Origin of the sequence: Mycobacterium sp., assembly GCF_035653355.1 — a bacterium.
In the GTDB taxonomy this organism is placed as follows: domain Bacteria; phylum Actinomycetota; class Actinomycetes; order Mycobacteriales; family Mycobacteriaceae; genus Mycobacterium.
On record NZ_DASRBZ010000495.1, the window covers coordinates 1 to 3,309 of the forward strand.

Genomic DNA, 3,309 nt, shown 5'->3' on the forward strand with positions numbered 1-3,309 from the left:
CTGAACGCCCATCTTCTTGATCATGATTCGGGCTCCCACAGGTCAAGGCCGGGCGCGGTCAGCGACCGCTGCAGCAGTCGGTTGCGGCAGTCGTCGGAGACCCCGGTGTAGATCGCCGTGGTGCTGGCGTAGGAGTGACCGACCTGCTCCTGGACGAAGCGCTCGGGATAGTCGAACTCGACCAGGTGCGTGACGTAAGAGTGCCGCAGCGAGTGCAGGTCGAGCTCAGGGTCGATGCCAGCCGCAGCGCGGGCGTGCTCGAAAGCCTCGTTGATCGACCGCAGCGACATCCGACCGCGGCGCTCGGTCACCCAGAACGCCCGATGCTCCCTCGGGACGAACATCGGCCGGACCTCGGTGAGGTAATGCTCGATCAGCTCGACGATCCAGTCGAACTCCGGAACCGTCAGGACAGTGCGACGCTTTGGAGCACTGCCGCGCGAGGATTTTCCGTGGCGAACGAACAGTCCGCCGACGCGGCCGAAGGCCTTGGCCTTCGGGTTGCTGCGTAGATCCACGAGGTCAAGGCCCCGGGCTTCCTGGCGACACAGCCCGAACGCGTAGACCGTCTTGAGCAGCACTGCGTCCCGTTGCGCGGCGGCGGCTCCCTTGCGTCGACGTTTCGCGGATCTCCTCGACGCGGCCGTCGGCGGCGTCGAACAGGGACTGGACCTCGTCGTAGCTCAACGGTCGCCGTGATGTGCGACCCTCGAACTCGACGTTGTGGACCACCGAGTTCCACTCGTGCAGCACCTGCTGCGGGGCAGCGCCGAACCGCTGCAGGCACTCGCCGGGCCAGCCGTAGCGGGCGTCAGTGACGTGGTCGCAGAACAGCCGCAGCGCGTTCTGGCAGCTGCGCGCGGTCGACATCGCCACCGAGATCGAGACCATGAACGCCTCGAGCTCGCCCGGTGTCCACTGCCAGGGGTACTGGTTGGAGAACCGGGCGAACCGGCGCACCACCTCAAGCCGGGGCTTGATCGTCGCGTCGGCCTGCAGGAAGCAGGATCGCTGCTGGCGTGACCACCCATCCAGCATCGCCTCAAACACCGCCGGCGCCGGGTCGAGATGCCGAACCCCAGCGGCCAACACCGAAGACGCCGTGCCAACCAGCGCCGTATCATGATCCACGGCGTTGTATCTAACACAACATCGATGCACCCGGTGTGGGCGCCCCCTGACTCGGCCGAACATTGCTGCCCGGCCGAGCCTGAAGCCCGCTGGGAAGCAGAACTACCCCTGCGACGAGCGCGGATCCCGACTACGCGGGTAGGTATTCCGCTCGCCGATCTCGCCGTTGAGGTTGTGGATGACGTGCTCCACGCCACGATCGATCGCCATGTCGCGACCCGTGGACTGAGCCTCAGCCTTGGTCGGAGCGCTGTTACTGGCGCGCTGACCGCCTTCAACCTCGTTGTACCAGCGGCCGTCGCGATGGACCATGTGGATGTCGCCTGCGGCCATGAAGGCCTTCCTTTCCTGCGCGTCGCGGGCAGCGACGCACTCGTCCCGTAGCCCGGCCGACCTGTTCGGCGGGGCCTGATACCCGCAAGGCTGACGCTGCCGGAGTACACAATAGGGGGTCGATCGCCCTCGCCCTGATGCGCGAACTCCGTCTGAGTGTTTACCGTGCGGGTCCCGGGACGGGGGTGTTAACGGCACCCCCGTCTCGGGCCCAGCTACTTCTCCTTGCGGACGCCCTTGAACGGCTCCTTCGCACCGTCCATGAAACGACCGGTGTCGCTGTCACGCTTTGTCCATTCGCCGTTGGGCGTCTGGGACTGTGTGCGACGGCGTACCGCGCCATGGCGATAGCCCTTTCCGCTGTTGTAGCCAACTTCCTCACCTCCCTTCACTCGCCCGGCCTGCCCTCAGGCCGGGAGCCCGACAGGTGGCGGGAGCCGGCAACAGCACCGGCCCCCGCCGATCCACTCGATGTTGCAATCACCGCAACATCGCCGTTTTCAACTGCATCCGCTCGTTGAGCCACAACCCTCGCAGACATAGCAGGATCCCGCAGGACGCATCTTCGTTCCGCAAGTCATACACAGTGGCGCGTCCGCAGCCTTGCCCAGTTGCAGTTCCACCAGCTCAGTGGAGCTGCCCACATACACCGGGGCGGGGCGGGCTTGCACCGGCGAAAGCGTGGTGGTCGACTCCACCGAGCCACGAAGGGTTTCGATATCGATGCCGTTATCCCTGTCGACGCCATAGTCCGCAGCTACCTGCATGGTGCGTTCTTCGGCAGACAAAATGCCCAACTGTTCTCGCTTGTCCTTAGGCAAGTGATCTAGCGCCATGCGACGGAACAAGTAGTCGACGACGCTGGTCGCCATGCGCACATCCGGGTCGTCGGTCATCCCCGCTGGCTCAAATCGCATATTGACGAATTTTGAGACGTAGGTCTCCAGCGGCACTCCATATTGCAACGCTATCGAGATCGCTATCGAGAAGGCGTCCATCACACCGGCCAAGGTAGAACCCTGCTTAGACATTTTTATAAACAGCTCGCCGAGCCCACCATCCGGATACGACCCCGCTGTCAGGTAACCCTCTGCGCCACCTACGGTAAATGATACTGTCTCGCTAGGCCGCTTCTTGGGGAGTCGCTTGCGCACCGGTCTGGCGTCAGCCACTGCCTTATCGGTCCCACTTGCACCGAACTTACCGGTGGACAGCGGTTGACCCACCTTGCAATTGTCCCGGTAGATTGCCAGTGCCTTGAGCCCCATCTTCCATGCTTGAAGGTAGATTTCTTCGACATCGGCAACCGTAGCCTTCTCCGGCATGTTGACGGTCTTGCTAATCGCGCCTGAGATAAACGGTTGGACAGCCGCCATCATGCGCACATGACCCATAGGGGAAATGGCCCGCTCGCCCATCGCGCAATCAAAGACCTCATAATGTTCCGCCCGCAGCCCTGGGGCATCGATAACATGGCCATGCTCAGAGATGTATTCAACGATTGCTTCGGTTTGCTCCTGCTGATAACCCAAAGCGGTAAGTGCCTTGGGTACCGCCTGGTTGACGATTTGCATCGAGCCGCCACCGACCAACTTCTTGAACTTGACGAGCGAAAAGTCCGGCTCGATACCTGTCGTATCGCAGTCCATCATGAAACCAATAGTTCCAGTTGGCGCCAATACGCTCGCCTGAGCATTTCGCCAACCGTTTTTATCCCCGATTCGGATGCCGTCCTGCCATGCCTTCGTAGCAGCCTTCTGAACGGTCCGATCATTGTGGTGGTAGGTACGGATCAGATCGTTGGCGGCGGCATGCTTGCGCATGATCCGCTGATGTGCCTCGGCG

At 62.5% G+C, this 3,309-nt stretch carries 4 protein-coding genes and 1 pseudogene; all 5 read right to left on the minus strand.

The genetic code is table 11. The features are described from left to right. Positions 1 to 20: 20 nt before the first annotated feature. Positions 21 to 581, minus strand: coding sequence for a tyrosine-type recombinase/integrase (locus tag VFA16_RS17035; RefSeq protein ID WP_324968949.1), 561 nt, complete (start codon positions 579 to 581; stop codon positions 21 to 23). Beyond that, on the minus strand, positions 523 to 1,131 hold the full coding sequence (locus VFA16_RS17040; protein ID WP_324968950.1) for a hypothetical protein: 609 nt from the start codon (positions 1,129 to 1,131) through the stop codon (positions 523 to 525). Before VFA16_RS17040 ends, VFA16_RS17035 begins: the two co-directional genes overlap by 59 nt. Positions 1,132 to 1,233: 102 nt before the next feature. Further along, positions 1,234 to 1,464: a DUF2188 domain-containing protein gene (locus tag VFA16_RS17045; RefSeq protein ID WP_324968951.1), complete on the minus strand. Its 231-nt coding sequence runs from the start codon at positions 1,462 to 1,464 to the stop codon at positions 1,234 to 1,236. Between the two features lie 215 nt (positions 1,465 to 1,679). Next, the gene (locus VFA16_RS17050; RefSeq protein ID WP_324968952.1) at positions 1,680 to 1,856 is read right to left on the minus strand and encodes a hypothetical protein; all 177 of its coding nucleotides are present in this window, start codon (positions 1,854 to 1,856) and stop codon (positions 1,680 to 1,682) included. A gap of 108 nt (positions 1,857 to 1,964) precedes the next feature. Further along, positions 1,965 to 3,309: pseudogene (locus VFA16_RS17055) on the minus strand (vitamin B12-dependent ribonucleotide reductase); the annotation flags it as partial.